Below are 18398 nucleotides of genomic sequence, written 5' to 3' on the forward strand. Positions count from 1 at the left end.
AAATATAAATCTTTATTATAGTATTACAAGTTTCTCTATTCTTTCTACTGTTTTATTTGTAGCGCTAGAATGCACTTTTAATTTATAGACATAAGTTCCTTTTCCTATTTTATCACCAAAATCGTCTCTACCATCCCAAACAATATCTCTAGATGTAGAATTTGCTGCTTTTCCACAATTTAAACATGCGTCTCCATTGGTTTGACCGTTTAATGTTCTAACTAATTTTCCTGAAACGGTAAAAATTTGCACGGATATATCTAAAGTTTCTGAGCTATTATGAGTAAACCAAAACTCTGTATAATTTACAAATGGGTTTGGGTAGTTTAATACGTTTTCTATTATTAAACTTTCATCTTCATTAAATACTCTAAACTGTAACTCTGCGGTAGAAGAATTATTGTAAACATCCCATGCTTTTAATGTTAAGGTGTGTAAACCTGGCTCTAAATCCCTAAATGGATACGTTAAAGATCCTTTAGTATAATCATCTAACTCTGTTACATAATAATTATTAAGCACATATGGATTTACTTCATCTCCATCTAATATAGCTACTATATCATGACCAATACCACTAGCAGTATTAATTCCGTTTTCGTCTTGTAATTTTAATAGTAATGTTGGAGATTCGTTTGTAACACCTCCTGAAACGAAATTTTCATCATTCATATAGAGACTTATATTTGGACCTATATTATCTTCTGCCGCGTTTTCATTTACACCTCCAATTTGTAGTGTATTTACTGCAGCACCAGATTGATCGTTAACAGACCCTTCTTGAGATGCATAAAAACTTACTTTACCAAAACCAACTGGCACACCAATATCTCTTGGCACAATAAAATCGAATTCAAATTCACCATTAGTAACAGTAGATTGCCCTCGAAAAATCACTTCTCCTAATGTTTCGAATTCCATAATAATAAGGTTTGGTCCATCATACGTGTAATCATTACCTAATGTTTCTCTTGTAATAGGCTTATCGTAAATAGTTGTAACTACTTTTCCGTTATAGTTTGTTAAAACATTTCCTGCAACATCTGTAACTTCGCCAGAAAGTTTCGCATAACTTAATGCCTCTAACACCTCATTATTACCTGCTATTGGGACATCGTTTATTTTTGTTAAACGCACATTAGGTTTTGGAAATGCTAATTTTAATGCTGGGTCACCAAAACTAAAAACTAAAGTTTTTTGCCCTACACCAGCTATACTATTACTTACTTTAGTTAACCTTAAAGCTTCTGCTATAGAAGGATACTCATGATCTTCATAAATATCGGAATCATTATAGGAGAATAGATATTCCTCTAATTTTTTATTAAAATTTACACCAACCGAAAAATAAATTTGACGTGTTGTGGATACTAGCGAAATAGCTCCTCCATCTTTATTCCAATATACTAATTCTCCAGCTGTAACTCTTAATGGATTATCGAAACGTGTATACTCACAAGTTACGGTTACAAAACAACTTAATTTACACTCGTTTCTTAAAGCTTGTACATCTGGTTTTTGAAACAATCTCTCGAATGCCCAACCATCTTCTCCTCCATGACCAAAATAATTAACCACTAAAGCTCCATTTTCTACAGCATTAGCTATTGCTGTAGTTACAGAAGGATAACGATCTCCACCAGAAGAGGCTTCTTGTTGGTATGCATCTGTGTGAACTTTAACTGGATTTAAAAATGGTTTTGCTGCTGTAATATCATCGGCAATTTGATCTGTGGTTTCTTGCAATTCTGCTTCATAAACATCATCAACATCGTCTGAAATTGCTAAAAAATTATTCCTCCAACTACCTAATGCGGCAGTAGAATAATAGACTTCAACTTTATCTACCATTTCTTTAGCGCGATCTGGAGAATCGGCAAGGAATCGACCAACTGCAATATCTAGTTTATCTGAAGAAATCATTGTACCTTCATTTGGATCCATCATTCCATAAAAATCATCTGAAACGTATGAACCTGTTAGGTTAAAACTCTCATAAGCATGCCAAGATGGTGTATTATATGTATTTGAAGCTACTCTTCCTTTATAATCGAACGAACTATCTCCAAAAAGACATAGGTATTTAATTCTTTTATCTGCTGAGCTTGCATTATCATAAACGTATTTAGCTAAATTTCTAATAGCAGCAATATCTGTATTACCAGTATTAAACTCACTATATATAGCTTCTAAGCTAATTACCTTTACATTTAAATTATTTTTCTCTCTATTTATTTGTGCTAGACGACTTGCTTGACTAATAAGTGAGTTTGGTGATACTATTACGTAATCTATATCCTGAAAATCTCCTTGAGCGTTTTTAAATATTGTACCTTTTATGTTTTGATTAAAAACTGTTGACACTCCTAAATTTAAAGGTTCAAACAAATTAAACGGCGTTACCGCAACATATTTTTTTAAACTTCCTAAATTTGCTTTAAAATTTAATGTAGATTCAGAATTAAGTTTTGTAGTAATATTATTTATATCTGTAATATCCCAAACTTCAGAAAGATTAGCCGCATTACTTATAGTGTACATTCCTACTCCTGTATTTTCAGCAGAAATTCGATTGTAAAATTCAAATTGTGTGCCAATAAAATTTAGATTTCTTGTTGCTTCAATTGATATATAATCTATATATCCTACAGCACTAGGCACTCCTAATTTATCGTAATCTACTGTTATAGAAATATTATCTGAACTTACATTAACATCACCATTATAGCTTACATTTACTCCGTAAATATCGTCATTTAAGTTAATCCCTGGAGTTGTTAAAGTTGTAATAACATTATTATTAGCACTAATTGTCCAATTTGCAGAACTTCCAGATGTAGATGCTCCAAAAAATTTAAACTTAACCGATTCTTCTGTAACAATGTTAGGAAAATTAAAATCGAAAGATTTAGTTGTTTCTACATCCAATTTATCACCAAACCATCTTCTTCCAACAAAAGCTAAATTAAACTCATCAACTTCATGAAATTTATAATCTTGAAATGTTGAAATATTAACTGTTGCGTTGGCCGTAGGTTCAATCATGTTTTGAATTCTCTTTCCAAAACCAAAACCAACATTTAAATAATAATACGTTACATCTTGATATGGGTTTATATTTGTATTAATAATTGAATTATCAACAATACCTTTAGGCCCCACTCCATAAAACATTACATAATCTCCATCGTTAAAAACACCATCTTGCTCACCAACCACTTTTATAGCGTTCTCTACAGGATCTAAAGGATAATTCTCATTATTTAAATAAGGTATCATTTGCCCACCATTACCATAAATTTTAATTGTCCTTGGATCGATAACATCTGTATTAATACCTAAACTATTTAAAAAACTTTTAGACAATTTAAAAACACCAGATTTATCTATTCCAAATTTATACCAAGTTCCAGAGCTTAATACAGAATTAGTAATGGTTTGATTATTATTAGTTCTATAAGAGATATTAGAGTTTTCGTAGTTTACAGTAAAAGAAGTAATTTTTTTGTACGCATTTGTTCCCGTTTTTATAATACTAGAGACTGTAAGAAGAGCATATCTATTTTCTCTTGCTATAGCATTTTTTAAACTATATTGAAGAGTAGATGGAATCGTTTTTAAATCAAGATCTTTTAATTCTGATTTTGAAATTGAAGCATATTTAACGTTAGATAATGTAACATTATCTTCGTTAATACTTGAGCTAACATCCCATTGAGCGACAAAACTTATTCCTGTTTTTGGGTTGATACTATAATTTTCTTCAGGCAAAAAACTAGGGAGCGTTAAGCTATAACTTCCTGTGCTTAAAGTTTTAGAATCAGTCCAAGTTAAATTAAATTTCTTTTGTTGCGAATATACTAGAGTACATAGCAGTACTGTAATAACAAATAATATCTTTTTCATTGCTTTAAATAACGTGATTATTTAAATGTTATTATTATAATTTTAACATTTTCATAAAAACGTTTCAAAATTACAATAATAAATTAAAAAAACAGACGTTATAATGTTTCAAAACATCGTTAAAAAACGTTTTTAAAAACAAATTTTAAATCGATGTAAAGTAAATAAATAGGTTGAAGTGTAATATTTTTTTAAGTTAATTTTGCAAAATAACTTGTAGAGTTAGGTAGAATTATTATATTGCGTCTCCAAAAAAAAACATAATTAGCTTACATAAACATATTAAGTATGAAAAAAGTAATTGTATCAAGGGTTTTAATGCTATTAGCTGTATCACTAACCTTGGTTGGATGTGGTAGATCTGGCGGATCGAATGTAGATAGTGCCACTGGTTGGGAAATTAATGCTAAAGAAGGCGGATTTCAATACAACACAAAATTTAAAGAACAAGAAACACCTCCAGGAACTGTGTTTATAGAAGGAGGTACCTTTACAATGGGACGTGTTCAAGATGATGTTATGCACGATTGGAATAACACACCTAACCAACAACACGTTCAATCTTTTTACATGGATGAAACTGAAGTTACCAACCAAAATTACTTAATGTATTTAGATTGGATTAAGCAAGTATACCCACCAGAAGATGAAAACTTTAGAAAAATATATGAAGGTGTAGTACCAGATACTTTAGTATGGAGAAACCGTTTAGGTTATAATGAAGTAATGACAGAAAACTATTTACGTCACCCAGGTTACGGACAGTATCCTGTAGTTGGAGTAAGCTGGATTCAAGCTGTTGAGTATGCTAACTGGAGATCGGATAGAGTTCAAGAAAAAGCATTACAAGAAGAAGGATACTTAAAACAAGATAGCCAATACGAAGCAACTGCAGATGCTAATTTTAGTACAGATACATACATAAATGCTCCAACACAAACTTTTGGAGGTAATGAAGATATTTTAAGAGGTGGTAGATTAAAGCCACAAACTGATGCTAATGGTGAAGAAATTAATGTTTATGCTTCTAGACAAACAGGTATAATTTCTCCTAAATATAGACTTCCTACAGAAACTGAATGGGAATACGCTGCTTTAGGTTTATCTGAAGTTAGAAGTTATAATGTTTATAGAGGTCGTAAAAAATATCCTTGGGATGGACAATACACTCGTTCTGGAAACCGTAAGGTAAAAGGAGATCAATTAGCAAACTTTAAGCAAGGAAAAGGTGATTATGGTGGAATTGCAGGTTGGTCTGACGATGGTGCAGATATTACTGGTCAAGTAAAATCTTACGCTCCAAATGATTACGGATTATATGATATGGCTGGAAATGTTGCAGAATGGGTTGCTGATGTTTACAGACCTATTGTAGATGATGAGTTTAATGATTTTAACTACTATAGAGGAAACGTTTATACTAAAAATGCAATTACAGAAGATGGTACAGTTAAAATTGTTACTACAGATGAAATTGTTTTTGATACATTACCTAATGGAAAAGTAGTAGCTAGAGATTTACCAGGAGAAATTGCTCAAGTACCTGTAGATGAAGATGAAACTTACTTAAGAACAAACTTTGATAGAAGTGACAACCGTAACTTTAGAGATGGAGATAGACGCTCTTCTCGTGGTTATGATGATTTTGAAGAAATTGAAGGTCAAGAAGAAGTAACTACTAGCAAAATGTATAATTCTCCAAAACATAGAACTGAAGTTGATTCTGCAGGAAATATGATTAGAGAATGGGATAAAAGTAGCAAAAGAACATCTTTAATAAACGACGAAGCGCGTGTATTTAAAGGAGGTTCTTGGAAAGATAGAGAATATTGGTTAGATCCAGCTCAAAGACGTTACTTCCCTCAAAATATGGCAACAGACTATATTGGGTTTAGATGTGCTATGTCTAGAGTAGGTTCTAAATCTAAATCTAAAAACAAGACTAAAAACTAACAAATAGTTTTAAATAATATTAAAAGTCCTAACGTTTAGTTAGGACTTTTTTTATACTTTTATTTTATGAAAATAGAACAACTACACGAATTATTTTTAACCTGTAATGGCACTTCTACAGATACTAGAAAAATAGCAAAAAACAGTATGTTTTTTGCTTTAAAAGGAGATAATTTTAATGGAAATACTTTTACTCAAACTGCATTAGATTTAGGAGCTAAATATGTAATAATAGATGAAGTTAAATTTAATACATCTAAACAAACAATATTAGTAAATAACGTTTTAGAAACGTTACAAGCTTTAGCCTCTTATCACAGAACTTACTTAAAAACCACTATAATTGCATTAACAGGAAGTAATGGTAAAACCACTACTAAAGAATTAATAAATGCTGTTCTTTCTAAAAAATACAAAACCACTGCTACTGTAGGTAATTTAAATAATCATATTGGTGTTCCATTAACACTTTTAGCAATGTCTAAAGACACCCAAATTGGCATTGTAGAAATGGGAGCCAATCATTTAAAAGAAATAGACTTTTTGTGCAATATAGCAAAACCAGATTTTGGATATATTACTAATTTTGGAAAAGCACATTTAGAAGGTTTTGGAGGTGTTGAAGGTGTTATTAAAGGAAAAAGTGAATTATATAACTATTTAATTAAAAACAATAATTATATATTTTTAAACGCAGATGACAGCATACAAATTGAAAAACTTAACTCTTACATTAAAAAGTTTGGCTTCTCTGAAACAAATTCTAATTTCTTTAAAATAGAAAGTGTATCAGCTAATCCTTTTGTAACATTTAAAATTGATGACATTTTAATAGAGTCTAAACTTATAGGAAAATACAATTTTACTAATCTTTGTGCTGCTTCTATAATTGGCAAATATTTTAATGTTCCTTTAATGGATATTAAAACTGCCTTGGAAAACTACACTCCTAGCAATAATAGGTCTCAAATAATAGAAAATGGAAGCTTAAAGATTATTCTGGATGCATACAATGCAAACCCAACAAGCATGAAAGCTGCTTTAGAAAATTTAAGTAAACTTAAAGACAATACCAAAATTGCTTTTTTAGGAGATATGTTTGAGTTAGGAAATGAAGCTGAGAAAGAACACCAAAATATATCCGATTTAGCATCAAAATTAGATATTGATAGCATATATATAGTTGGAGAAAATTTTAATAACACTAAAAGTAATTCAACTAAAATTAAAAGCTTTTCTTCCTTTAATGCGTTAAAAGAAAACTTTAATTCTTTACAAATAGAAAATGCGACAATTTTAATTAAAGGTTCTAGAGGAATGGCTTTAGAACGTATTTTAGAGTTACTTTAATACGTGATTTTATAAATTAGAATACTAATACTTAATTGAATTAGTTTAGAAAAGAGAACAGCGTTAACCTATTTTTCTTGTTTTTCTCCATCTCCAGTCATGCTTTTTAAAAGACCTTGTTTTGTATTAAGCCAAATAAAATTAAAAACGGATTTTGTTTGGTCTCTTTCTACATCTGTAATAGCTTCTCTAAAATCATTGTCTTTATCTTTACTATCTTTAGATACAAATAAGTTTGCAATTTTAGATAGCAACCACTTTTTTTGGTTCCCGTTTTTATTTAAAATATTAATTTCTAAATCTTGATAATTTACCTTCATATCTACAGTAGATTTTGTTTTATTTCCATCTATAGTAAAATACATTTTATTGGTTTTCCCTTTAAATCTTACTTTTAAATTGGGTTCTGTAAACTCATTTATTCTAGGAAACTCTAAAGCATCCATATCCATTTTAAATACAAAATCATCATTTTTATTATTAACATCAAACGTCCAATTTGCTTTAAATGGTGTAACATCCATAAAATATCCAGTAATATCTAAAGTCGTTTTAACTGGAGAATTATATGTATTACTAACATTTGTTATTGTTGCATTAAAATTTTTAAATTCTATTTGACCGCCATTATTTTCGACTTTTACCTTCTCTGTATAATCAATTTTACCTTTATTTATTTTTATGGAATCTATGGTTAAATTAAAAGGAATATCTCTAAGAGAATGACTATATAGTTTTTTTATACTCAAATCATCTGCAACTAATTTATCTCTAAAGATGTTTAAATTAGGCTCGTTTATATTTATAGCTCTTGTTTTTACAAATAGTTTTCGGTTTTTAAATCCGAAATCAACTTGTGTAAGATTTAAACTATCTATATTTAAGTTAAAGTGATCACGTTCTTTCTTAATAATATTCGATAAGGTTTTACGGCTATATTTGGTTTGAAACTTTATATTTTTAATTATTGCATCCTTATTTTTTAGTTTAATTTTTGATGTTGTTAAGTTCTCAAAATTATTAGCTTTTAAAAAAATTGAATCTGCTTTAAACTCATAATTTTTAAAGGTAGCTGGTATTTTTTTTGTTATAGTTTCTGCATTAATTACAATATCATCAATCTCTACCATTCCTTCTTCAACATACAATAAAAGAGAATCTTTACTTTGATTATAAATATAAAGCGTAGTATTATCTATACTTAATTCGTCGATAATAAAAGGCTTAAAAATTTTTATAATACTTGACGTTGTATCCCTTTCTTTTGCTTTATTAAACACATCTTTATAATATAAAATATTAGGTTTTAATAATTTAATATCTTCAATATGAATTTCATTTTTAAAAATATAATCCCAATAACTAACGTCTTCAATTATAATTTTATCTAAATCTATTTTAGTATGTAAAGTGTTATCTTCTTGATTTTTAATATTTACTACAGGATTATTTATTGTAATTGTTCCTTCAAAAGAATTTAGTTTAATACTACTATTTGTATGTGTAATATAGGAAGGTAACCTATAGTCTAAAAAGTTTTCTATTTTTTGTTTTATTAGATAATTTGTACTTAAAACTAAAGCAACAAATAACATTGTTATTGCAAGTAAACTAATTAAAAATATGCGTAACCATCTAGCCATAAGTTAAATTGTATAAGGACGTTTATAACAAATTTATAAATATGCTTATAAAAACTCTGCCTATATAACGTTAATTAATAACCGATTTGGATAACTGAACAAAAAACATAAAAAAATAAGCTTGAATTGGTTTAAAATTTTAAACCAATTCAAGCTTTAAATATTAAATAAGAAATCTTTAATTAAGATTTTTTTATTTTAATGCTTACTTATATTTTACAAGTAATTGTGCTACTTTCTTTAAATCTGACTCTACAATTTCTGTTCTTGGAGCAAGCGGAAATAATTGTTGACCTGGTCTGCTAATAAATGCTGCTCTCCATCCAGCCCAAACTGCACCTGCAACATCCCAACCATGTGCTGCAATAAGCATACACTCTTCTGGCTGTACACCCATTTTTCTAGCTGCCCAAGTATAAGTATCTGTAAATGGTTTAAACTTACCAATATCTTCTACGCTTAATCGCTCTTCAAAATACTCTGTTAAGCCTGCACTTTCAAATTGCTTTTTAACACCTTCGTTAGAAGAGTTTGTAAACGATACTAATTTATAACCATCCTTTTTTAATTGAGATAATGCTTCTTTAACTTCTGGATGAGCTGGTAAGCCTCTTAAAGAATTTACAATAATATTTCTAGCTTCTTCTTCTGAAATTGAAATTCCATTATTTGCAGCAACCATTTGCAATGCTGCTGCTCCAACATATCCAAAATGCTCATACTGCCCACTTGCTGTAGTTACTAAAGAATATTGCAACATTGTAGTAAACCAAAGCGATAATAAATCTTCTCTACCATTTAAGGCTTCTCCTACCTTAGTTTTCATTTGAGTAAGATCTAAAAGCGTTTCGTTAACATCAAAAAATAATACTTTCGGTCTCGTTTTGTTTTCCATAATATTGTTATTTTCTTTTGTCTGTCCTAATACTAAATTTGGCATTAACATTCCTGTTGTTCCCATAATACCAAGGTTTTTAATAAAATTTCTTCTATCTTTTTTCATTAATTTCAGTTTGTAATTTTATAAAATTGTAATTGTTAATTAAAATTTTGATAGATGTACTAATAACACCAATTTATTTAAACACTTACTTATCTGTTAGCTCTAATAATACTTGCTTAAAAGTATCTACAGGTTGCGCTCCTGTTACTGCACTTTTACGATTAAAAACAATGGTTGGCACAGAATTAACTCCCATATTTTTCCAATAATCTTGCTTTTTTCTAACTTCTAATTGTGCTTCTTCATTTTTCAATTTTGCTAAAGCTTCATCTGCATTTAATCCTACTTCTAAAAGTGCTTGCCTTAAAACATCTATTTTAGATACATCTTTACGATCGCTAAAAAAAGCTTTAGTTAACTGCATTTTTAATTCGGTTTGTTTATTAAAATCTTTAGCATATTCTAATAATATGTGTGCATTAAAAGTGTTAGACATTTTCATATCATCATAATAATCAAAAGTAAATCCGAGCTCATTACCAGCTTCTACCATGCGTTGTTGAGATTCTTTTTGCTGTTCTAAAGTCGCTCCATATTTTTCAGCAATATGTTCTATAACGTTTTGACCTTCAGCAGGCATATTTGGATTCAACTCAAATGGTTGCCACTCTATATCCACTTTATCTTGCAAATCTAGTTCTGCAATAGCTTTTTCCAAACGTTTGTATCCAATGGTACACCACGGACAAACCACATCTGAAACAATATCTATTTTTAATTTCTCTTTCATATTCTAAAAATTTTAATTTACGTTATTGTAAATACAGTTGTTTGGTATAATTTTTAAATTATTTAGACCAAGCAAATTTTTTGAAAGCTTCGTCTACTGGTGTATTTGCAATATGATTTGTATAGTTACTTATTGTTTTTTGTGATAATCCTAAAATAATGTCTAAAACGTGTTTTTCTTGGTAACCTGCATTATAAAATGCGTCTAAATCTGATTGTGAAACATTACCTCTATTTCTAACAATAGATAGTGTCATTGTTCTTAAAGCTTCTAATTTTTCGTCTTCTAACTTTGTTTCATTACGTAAAGCGTCTGTAATCTCATCATCAACTTTCATCATTTTTGCAATTCCAGTATGAGCTGGTACACAATAATGGCAAGAATGCTCTACGTTAATTGTTTGCCATACAACTGTTAACTCGTCGTTATTAAAAGAAGACTGTGTAAATAACTCGTGTAATGTTTGGTATGCCTGTAAAATTTGTGGTGACGATGCTAAAACACCGTGTAAACCAGGTATCATTCCGTAAGCTTTTTGAGAATTTTCTAATAATGCTTTGCTTTCTTCTGGAGCAGTTTCAATGTTGTGAATTTTTAAAGTTGTCATAATTTGTTTTGTTTAAGTTAATATTATTTTATTTCTAAACGATTGTTTAGTTATTGTGTAAAAAAAATGTTTTATAAATTTTTAAATGTCATTTCTATATAATCTTCAATCTCTTCGTTAGTATTTACTCTGGCAGCAGCAGCTAAACCATGTTTTGCTAACAACAAATAATTAGCTTGTTTTAATACAGTTTCTTTGCTTTTATTAGAATCCATTTGTAACTTTTCAATAATAATTTCTTTTAAACTATTCATAAAAGTATCCATTTGTTCTTTAACTAATTCATCTTCTGTTTCGCAAAACTCATTATAAGTATTAGTTAAAAAACAGCCTTTTTCATTTTCTTTTTTAAAATTAGACCTAACAGAATCGTAAAAAAAAGTTTTTATATCATCGATACCATTAGTACCATCCTTAAATTTTTTTAAAACTGTATTTACTCTAGATTTATATTGCTTTAAACTTTCAAGAAATAAACCGTGCTTATTACCAAAACTAGAATAAATTGAAAATTTATTTATTCCCATTTCTTGTTCGAGCATTTGCATAGAAGTAGTTTTATAACCATTTTTCCAGAAAAGATTCATTGCCTTTTCTAGTACTTCTACTTCATTATACTGTTTTTTTCTAGCCATTTTGTTTCTCTACAAAAACTAAATAATTAACTACAGTACAAAACTAAACGATTAGTTAGAAATACTAAAACGATTTAACACAATTTTAATTAAAAAAAATAATACGTTTTAAATAATTAGTAATCAATTTAGTATAAAATTTATTTAGATTTAGTCTAAATAAACTTTGTAAACTTACTTTTGGATATTATATTTGCGCTTTATTTAAAACCAATCTAAATAGTATCATGTTAAAAAACATAAGCTTTATAGTATTATTTGCTATACAATTTTCGTTTTCACAATCTAAAATAAGTGGAACAGTAACAAACAATTTAAACGATAATATTCCTTTTGCATCTGTTATGTTAGAAGGCACTAGTAAAGGTGTTTCGGCAGATGAAAATGGGTATTTTGAATTCATTAATTTAGCCGAAGGTTCTTACATTGTAAAAGTATCTTCTGTTGGCTACAAAACACAAACCAATACAGTAAAATTAAATAGTAACGAAAGTGTAACTTTAACTTTCAAATTACAAAATGATGGCGATTTACAAGAAGTAGAAGTGTTTGGACACCGCTTTGAGCATCCAGATAAAATTGAAGCTTTAACAAGGTTACCTTTGGCGCCTTACGAACAAATTCAAAGTATTTCTATAATTTCAGATAAATTAATTGAACAACAAGGTAATTTAACTATCTCGGACGCAACAAAAAACGTTCCTGGTGTTTATACTTTTGCTACCTATGGTAACAAAAGAGAAAGTATGTCTTCTCGTGGATTTAGAGGAATTCCAATATTAAAAAATGGTGTACGAGTACATTCAGATTTTAGAGGAGTTGGTGTCTTAACAGATATGCAAGGTGTAGATAACATTCAAGTATTAAAAGGTGCAGCATCTATAACACAAGGTGTTGCTACAGATTTAGGAAGCCCAGGAGGAATTATAAATCTTGTAACAAAAACACCTAAATACGTTTTTGGTGGAAATGTATCTTTACGCGGTGGTAGTTACGGACAAGCAAGAACAACATTTGATGTTTATGGGCCATTAACTGAAACCGAAAATACAGCCTTTAGAATAAACGGAGCTTTAGAACGTGCAGATAGTTATAGAAGTGGTATTGACTCTGACCGTTTTTATATTAATCCTTCTTTTGAGTGGAAAGCCGATGATAAAACCACACTTACTTTTGAATTAGATTATTTTGAAGATAGTAGAACTCCAGATGTAGGTACAGTAAATCTTGGTGAAAATGATCAAAATTTAATTTACGATTTACCATACGATCAATTTTTAGGTTATGAAGATGATAAATCTTTAACAACAAACACAACATACTCTTTAAGAATAGATAGAACTTTAAGTGATAAGTTAAGTTTAAAAGGAGCTTTTTACAAGTCTAATTTAGAGTTAGATGATAAAGGCGCAAGTTTAGGAGGCGTAGTTAGTGATGAATTAGGGAATGCAATGTACAACCAAAGATCTAGAGGTTACTCTACATCTACAAGAGAAGATAATAATAGTGTAATACAGTTTGATTTAATTGGAGACGATTTAAAAACCGGAAGCATAGCACATACTTTTCAAGTTGGTTTTGATTATCGTACAAGCGATTACGGCACAACATCACAACGTGTAGCAACTATAGATACTATAGATGTATTTACTAGCAACAGTAAAATATTACCAACCGATATTGAGTTTTCTGCGCTAACTACAGCAGGAGCAAAATCTAAAGCTTTAGGTTTTGTAGCACAAGATGTTGTTACTTTTAATAAATATTTAAAAGCCTTTATAGGTTTACGTTATAGTAAAACAAGAACAATTACAGAAACAGAAACTACCGAGAGTGATGCTTTTAACCCATTAGGAGGAATTATAGTTTCGCCTTTTAAAAACATAAATGTATTTGCTTCTTATACCAATAGTTCTTACCCAAGAACAGGAACACGTTTAGATGTAAATGGAGAAGAATTAGGTAACGAGCGTTACGACCAGTTTGAAACTGGTATTAAAACCAACTGGTTAAACAACAGATTACGTTTTAATTTCACCTATTTTAAAATTAATAACAAAGATATTAACCTACCTGTTTACGACGAAAACTGGATAGAAACAGGATACTATGCTAAAGGTGGAAACGATGAACGTAAAGGTGTTGAAGTAGAACTTAGTGGTCGTGTTTTAGAAAACCTTGAAGTTATTACTGGTTACTCATACATAGATGCACAGTATAAAGAGCACACATCTTATGTTTATGGTTCTGCTCCATTAAACACTCCAAAACATACTTTTAATGCTTATGCTAATTATAGCTTTAAACAAAAATTAGAAGGTTTATCGTTTGGAGCAGGTATTTATTATACAGGAGAAAGACCAATTAACGATTGGAGTGCGGGAGCAGTTACACACGAAGGTATTGTACCAAACCAAGAACCATTTAATGTAGATGCTTATACACAAGTTAATGCTCAAGCGGCTTATAATTTTAATAAGCACTTTAATTTTAGAGTGTTAGTTAATAATGTATTCGATAATATTGGTTACAACGCTTACAGAACAAGCTATATTAACCAAACAGATCCAAGAAACTTTGCCGGAGTATTAACCTACAGGTTTTAAAATATTTTAAAATTAGTCTAATCTTACAAAGCACAATCTTAAAAGGTTGTGCTTTGTTTTTTTATAGTATATACTAAAATAATTTTATAAGATTTCTATGTGAAAATTTAATTTTTACATAACAAATTGTACAGCTTCTTGTAATTGCACTTCTGCCATATCTAGTATAAGCGCATTATTTTTTGGTTTTAAAATAGATAACTCTGTACAGCACAAAATAACAGGATGTATTACTGAGTAATTATGTAATAAAGAATGATATTTTTCAATTAATTGCATAGATTCTGTTTCAGAATAAATTCTCTTTCTCACCTCATCAATAAACAACATATCTTCTTGAGAAGGCAAAACCACTTTTATACCATTTGCATTAAATGCATTTTTAATATATGTAGAATTCATACTAAAAAAAGAACCAAATAGAACAACTGTATTCCAATTGTTTTGTTTAATTTTTTTTATAGTTAAAGCAATAGGATGAAGAATATTTTTTTTTGTTTTTATTCTATCTATAGTTTCGTGAAGTGTAATATTTGGAATTAAAAGATGCGTTATATCTAAAGCTTCAATTTTGTTTATATAAGCGCTTAAAATCTTATCTAATTGACTAGATGGGTTAGGCAACAAAGAGTTAATAGTATTAAAATTTGTATTTAATAATATAAACGGACAAGTACTATAACATCCTTTAATTTTATTATATAAAATATTTAATTCGTTTAAATAAAATATGGTAGAGCGGCTTCCTAAACCTAAAATAGCAAGATTTGTTTTATGCATTTTAGTTTCTTGTTAATATATAATCTGCAAAGTATTTTTTACTGTCTAGTATTTTAGTATCTAAAGCAAAATCTGTATTAGATATAATATTTTTAATTAATGCATCATTATATTTTCTAGAAATTTCAGTGTGAATTTTTTCACCAGCTTCAAAATTATAAGACGCTCCAATGGCTTTAATATTTACAGTTTGGTTTGCTGTACTAACAATAAAACTTTTTGCTATTCCTTGAGTTTCGTTGTATTCTGGTTGGTGTTTAAATTTATTCAAATTAAAATCTCCATCTAATTCTTGATTTATTCTTTCTAATAAATTAAGATTAAATTGTGCAGTAATTCCTTTTTCGTCGTTATACGCTGGTAAAACAATATCCTTAGATTTTATTAAATCTACACCAAGCAACAATTTATCTCCAGGTTTTAAATTAGCACCCAAATTATATATAAATTGTTCTGCTTTTTCATCATTCATATTACCAATATTAGAACCTAAAAACAAAATTACTTTGGGCTTATTACTTTGTTTTAAAGAAGCCAATATTTCAAAATAGTCTCCTTGTTGTGTTTTTACAGATACGTCTGGCAAGGTTCCTAAAAGATCCTTTTTTAAAAGATTTAAAGCATTTAATGAAATATCTATTGGTAAATAATCAAACTTATAGTTTTGTTTATTTAAAGTGCTTAATAGCTTTTTTGTTTTTAAACCATCGCCAGCTCCCAGTTCTATTAGTTCGAAATGAGTATTAACGTTTAATTGCAAAGCAGTTATTAATTCTTGAGTTTTATTCTGAAAAATATCTAATTCACTACGCGTTAAATAATATTCTGGTAAATTCATTATTTCTACAAATAATGCGTCTCCTTTTTTATTGTAAAAATATTTTGAAGGCAGTGTTTTTGGATTACTTTCTAACCCTTGTTTTATTTCTTTTTTAAATATATCTATCATCTATTTTACTAATCTAATTCCAGTAAACTGCCATCTTTCTGTTGGGTTAAAAAAATTACGATACGTATATCTGCTATGGTTTTTTGAGGTGGCAACAGATGCTCCACGAAGCACCATTCTATTACTCATAAATTTTCCATTATACTCGCCTACAGCTCCATTTTCCTTTTTAAAATTTGGATATGCCAAATACGCACTATTTGTCCACTCCCAACGTTTTCCCCAATTAAGCTGTTGCGCCGCAATTTCCCATTCAAACTCTGTTGGCAACCTCATGCCTTTCCACTCTGCAAATGCATGAGCTTCGTAATAATTTATATGGCATAATATGGCCTTTTTATCTACTTTTTGCAATCCTGCTAAAGTATAATTATGCCACTCGTTATCTATTTTATGCCAATACATTGGTGCGTTAATTTTATTTTTATTCACCCAAGACCAACCGTCGTCTAACCACAAATTAAAATCTGAATACGCTCCAGATTCTATAAACTCTATATAATCGCCATTTGTAACTAAATAATTATTTATTTCAAAATCATCTACAAATACTTGATGAACACCCAATTCATTATCGTAACAAAAATCATTTCCTTGATATCCAATTTTGTACAATCCTGAATTAATTTTTATGCTATTTTTATTTAAATTAACATCTTTTATTAAATTATAATCTTTGTTATAAACAGGAAAAATAGGATTGTGACCAAACATGTATTTTACATCTGTAATTAATAATTCTTGATGCTGTTGCTCATGATTTAAACCTAATGTTACTAAATCTAGAATTTTTTCATCGTTAAGGTTTATTAAAAAATCTTGCATTTTAGCATCTACATGTGCTCTATATTTGTATACTTCATCTATACTAGGACGCGACATATTACCTCTATTAGCTTGTAATATTCTGCTACCTACATTGTTATAATAACTATTAAATAAAAAATTAAAATTAGCATCGAATTCCACATAATCTTGTACATAATTTTTTAATATAAAAGTCTCAAAAAACCAAGTAGTATGAGCTAAATGCCATTTTGCAGGACTAGCAAATGTAGCCACCTGTATAGAGTAATCTTCTATACTTAAATGTTTACAAAAGGAGATTGTTTGTTCTCTAACTTTAGTAAAATACTCGACACTACTCATACTGTTATTAATTATGTTTTATTTCCTTTATTATTTCTAAAGCTAATTTGTGTTGCCTTCCTGTTACTATATTAAAATCGGATTTTAAATTATATATGCCATTTAAAATACCTTCGTAAATACCAGCAATAATTGTTCCCATAAAATCGCCTAATTCCGTTTTTCTCTCTTTTGTATATGCCTCTACAGAGATTGAGTTAAATATAAGATTTGTTCCATAAACCTTATTAATATAATTAGCAAGTTCTGTTTGTGTAATTGCTTCGCCTACCAAGTTATAAATTTTATCATTGAGTTTATCATTTAAAAGCATATTAACATAAGCATAACTTAATTCTTTTCTACTTGTGTAACTACATTTTCCGTTTTGCGCACAATTTCTTATTTCTCCTTCTTTAATATAGTTTTCAATATACTCAATATCTGGTTCAATATAAATTCCATTTCTACCAATAGCCCAATTAAGTCCCGATTCTTGAATATCTTTTTCGGTTTGCCTATTACTCTGCACGATAGGACTAAATGCATTACCTTGCTCTGCACCTACTATACTTGTATAAACAATCTTTTTTACTCCATTTAATTTAGCCGCTTCTATAACATTTCTATGTTGTTCTATTCGTTTTTCTGGCGCATCCATCCCAGAAACTAACAATACTGTGTCTACTCCAACTAAAGCATTATTAAACTGCTCTCGACTATTATAGTCTCCTTTTCTAATTTCTATTCCAAAGTGTTTTGCTTTTTCTGGAGTTCTGGCAATACCAATAACATTCTCTTTACCTATTTCTTTTATTAATTGTGTGGCTATTGCAGATCCTAACTGCCCAGTTACCGATGTAATTGCTATTTTCATTTTTTTGATTTTAATTCTTGTAACTCTTTCTCTAAATTTTCAGCTTTGATTTTAAATTTCTCCATAGCTTTTTTCATTTGACCCACTTTTTTAAAAGCTTCTTCATCTTGAATAGCGGTAAATGTTTCTTTTTCATCTTTTATTTTGTATTTCGCTTTTGCTCCACAAGTTGGGCATATTCTTACATCGGACATGTTGTTAAGTTTTAAATTATAACAACAAAATTAAATT

At 29.2% G+C, this 18398-nt stretch carries 14 protein-coding genes; 3 read left to right on the plus strand and 11 right to left on the minus strand.

The window, feature by feature from the left end; genetic code table 11:
* Window positions 1-15 precede the first annotated feature (15 nt).
* Window positions 16-3906, minus strand: coding sequence for a type IX secretion system sortase PorU (gene porU / locus BWR22_RS12020; protein ID WP_076733908.1), 3891 nt, complete (start codon window positions 3904-3906; stop codon window positions 16-18).
* A gap of 288 nt (window positions 3907-4194) precedes the next feature.
* Between porU and gldJ the strand changes: the two genes are divergently transcribed.
* Both gldJ and BWR22_RS12030 read left to right on the plus strand, forming a co-directional pair.
* Window positions 4195-5859, plus strand: a complete 1665-nt coding sequence (gldJ, locus tag BWR22_RS12025) for a gliding motility lipoprotein GldJ (RefSeq protein WP_076733909.1) — start codon at window positions 4195-4197, stop codon at window positions 5857-5859.
* A 66-nt stretch (window positions 5860-5925) separates the two neighbouring features.
* Window positions 5926-7209, plus strand: a complete 1284-nt coding sequence (locus tag BWR22_RS12030) for a UDP-N-acetylmuramoyl-tripeptide--D-alanyl-D-alanine ligase (protein ID WP_076733910.1) — start codon at window positions 5926-5928, stop codon at window positions 7207-7209.
* Between the two features lie 68 nt (window positions 7210-7277).
* Here BWR22_RS12030 and BWR22_RS12035 read toward each other — a convergent pair whose 3' ends face one another.
* The 5 genes from BWR22_RS12035 to BWR22_RS12055 all read right to left on the minus strand — a co-directional run bounded on the left by BWR22_RS12035 (window position 7278) and on the right by BWR22_RS12055 (window position 11827).
* The gene (locus BWR22_RS12035) at window positions 7278-8852 is read right to left on the minus strand and encodes a hypothetical protein (protein ID WP_076733911.1); all 1575 of its coding nucleotides are present in this window, start codon (window positions 8850-8852) and stop codon (window positions 7278-7280) included.
* Window positions 8853-9057: 205 nt separating this feature from the next.
* A complete protein-coding gene (locus BWR22_RS12040; protein WP_076733912.1) occupies window positions 9058-9855 on the minus strand; it encodes a haloacid dehalogenase type II in 798 nt (265 codons plus the stop codon).
* 85 nt (window positions 9856-9940) lie between these two features.
* Window positions 9941-10585, minus strand: a complete 645-nt coding sequence (locus BWR22_RS12045; protein ID WP_076733913.1) for a DsbA family oxidoreductase — start codon at window positions 10583-10585, stop codon at window positions 9941-9943.
* 58 nt (window positions 10586-10643) lie between these two features.
* Entirely contained in the window at window positions 10644-11192 is a 549-nt protein-coding gene (locus BWR22_RS12050) for a carboxymuconolactone decarboxylase family protein (RefSeq protein WP_076733914.1), read from the minus strand.
* Window positions 11193-11263: 71 nt separating this feature from the next.
* Window positions 11264-11827 carry a TetR/AcrR family transcriptional regulator gene (locus BWR22_RS12055; protein WP_076733915.1) on the minus strand — a complete coding sequence of 188 codons (564 nt, stop codon included), beginning with the start codon at window positions 11825-11827 and terminating at the stop codon, window positions 11264-11266.
* A gap of 227 nt (window positions 11828-12054) precedes the next feature.
* On the opposite strand from BWR22_RS12055, the gene BWR22_RS12060 reads away from it, so the two are divergent.
* Window positions 12055-14433 carry a TonB-dependent receptor gene (locus BWR22_RS12060; protein WP_076733916.1) on the plus strand — a complete coding sequence of 793 codons (2379 nt, stop codon included), beginning with the start codon at window positions 12055-12057 and terminating at the stop codon, window positions 14431-14433.
* Window positions 14434-14547: 114 nt separating this feature from the next.
* Here the strand turns inward: BWR22_RS12060 and BWR22_RS12065 are convergent, their stop codons facing one another.
* Genes BWR22_RS12065 through BWR22_RS12085 form a run of 5 tightly spaced genes read right to left on the minus strand, consistent with a single transcriptional unit; the run spans window position 14548 to window position 18361 of the window.
* Complete coding sequence (locus tag BWR22_RS12065) at window positions 14548-15213, minus strand: aspartate/glutamate racemase family protein (RefSeq protein ID WP_076733917.1); 666 nt, start codon at window positions 15211-15213, stop codon at window positions 14548-14550.
* A 1-nt stretch (window position 15214) separates the two neighbouring features.
* The gene (locus tag BWR22_RS12070; protein ID WP_076733918.1) at window positions 15215-16162 is read right to left on the minus strand and encodes an L-histidine N(alpha)-methyltransferase; all 948 of its coding nucleotides are present in this window, start codon (window positions 16160-16162) and stop codon (window positions 15215-15217) included.
* Window positions 16163-17311: an ergothioneine biosynthesis protein EgtB gene (egtB, locus tag BWR22_RS12075; RefSeq protein ID WP_076733919.1), complete on the minus strand. Its 1149-nt coding sequence runs from the start codon at window positions 17309-17311 to the stop codon at window positions 16163-16165. It lies immediately after the preceding gene.
* A gap of 7 nt (window positions 17312-17318) precedes the next feature.
* The gene (locus tag BWR22_RS12080; protein WP_076733920.1) at window positions 17319-18167 is read right to left on the minus strand and encodes an NAD(P)H-binding protein; all 849 of its coding nucleotides are present in this window, start codon (window positions 18165-18167) and stop codon (window positions 17319-17321) included.
* Window positions 18164-18361 carry a hypothetical protein gene (locus BWR22_RS12085; protein ID WP_076733921.1) on the minus strand — a complete coding sequence of 66 codons (198 nt, stop codon included), beginning with the start codon at window positions 18359-18361 and terminating at the stop codon, window positions 18164-18166. The genes BWR22_RS12080 and BWR22_RS12085 overlap by 4 nt, the downstream gene beginning before the upstream one ends.
* Window positions 18362-18398: the final 37 nt, after the last annotated feature.

Source organism: Lacinutrix venerupis, assembly GCF_001971745.1.
GTDB classification, from domain to species: domain Bacteria; phylum Bacteroidota; class Bacteroidia; order Flavobacteriales; family Flavobacteriaceae; genus Lacinutrix; species Lacinutrix venerupis.